We start from the raw sequence: 1,044 nt of genomic DNA, 5'->3' as shown, positions 1-1,044 counted from the left end.
CTGTCTGACCTGTCTGGAAACGGCGGCGAACCCGTATGTGACGGTGCTCGGAGACCCGGAAGGGAGTGAGCGGAGACTGAACCTGGCGCAGTCGTTCAACGGACTGGGGTGGATCTGCGGACCGCTCGTGGGGGGATTCTTCCTCTTTGCGGGAGGCGGGGACGTGAGTACGCCGTATGCCATCATCGGGTGTATCGTGCTGGTGGTGGCGCTGGTCTTTGCACGGGTGAAGCTGCCGGAAATCGGGGACTCTCCTGCCCCGGAGATGCAGAAGGAGAGCACGGGCAGCAGAGGGTTGTGGAAGGAAGGTACGTTTACCTTCGGTCTGGTGGCGCTCTTCCTGTATGTGGCGGCGCAGACGGGTATCAACAGTTTCTTCATCAACTACGCCACGGAGACGGCGGGAATTTCGGCGCACGAGGCGTCGGTATGGCTGTCGTTCGGGGGTATGGGACTCTTCATGGCGGGACGCATGGGGGGAAGCTGGCTGATGCGCTCGGTAAGGGCGGAAAAGGTGCTGACGGCATGTGCCGTGGGGGCGGTGGCAAGTATGGCTGCCGTGATTCTGCTGCCGGGAAAGGCGGGATGGTACGGACTGCTGTGCTGTTTCCTGTGCGAGTCGATCATGTTCCCCACTATCTTTGCACTGGCACTGAGAAAGACGGGAAGCAATACCAAGAGGGCGTCGTCGTTCCTCATCATGTCGATTGTGGGCGGGGCCATCGCTCCAATTCTGATGGGGGCCATCGCGGATGCCAGCTCCATGGCGGCAGGATTCTCCGTGCCGCTGGTATGCTTTGTTGTGATTGCGGTGTATGCGTATAGATATAAGGCGATAAGTTTGTGAGTTTTTGAGTTTGTGAGTTTGTGAATTCATAACCAACTTAAAAACTTACAAACTCAAAAACTTAAACTTAAAAACTTAAAAACTTAAAAACTTAAAAACTTAAAAACTAAAAAAACACAATGAGAAAAGTAGCTTTGATTACCGGTATTACCGGACAGGACGGTTCTTATCTGGCCGAATTCCTGATTGAGAAAGGG

Annotated in this window: 2 protein-coding genes; both read left to right on the top strand. The window is 54.3% G+C overall.

The genetic code is table 11. The annotated features are described in order from the left end of the window. Positions 1–847, top strand: an 847-nt coding sequence (locus WKU26_RS12565; protein ID WP_340322298.1) for an MFS transporter, incomplete at its 5' end; no start/stop codon positions are given. A gap of 119 nt (positions 848–966) precedes the next feature. Beyond that, the coding region (locus tag WKU26_RS12560) for a GDP-mannose 4,6-dehydratase (protein ID WP_340322296.1) at positions 967–1,044 on the top strand (78 nt) is incomplete at its 3' end.

It is taken from the genome of Phocaeicola sp. HCN-40430 (assembly GCF_037890285.1).
GTDB lineage: Bacteria > Bacteroidota > Bacteroidia > Bacteroidales > Bacteroidaceae > Phocaeicola > Phocaeicola acetigenes.
The sequence above is the reverse complement of the archived record's forward strand: the minus strand, read 5'-3'. Positions and strand labels throughout refer to the sequence as shown.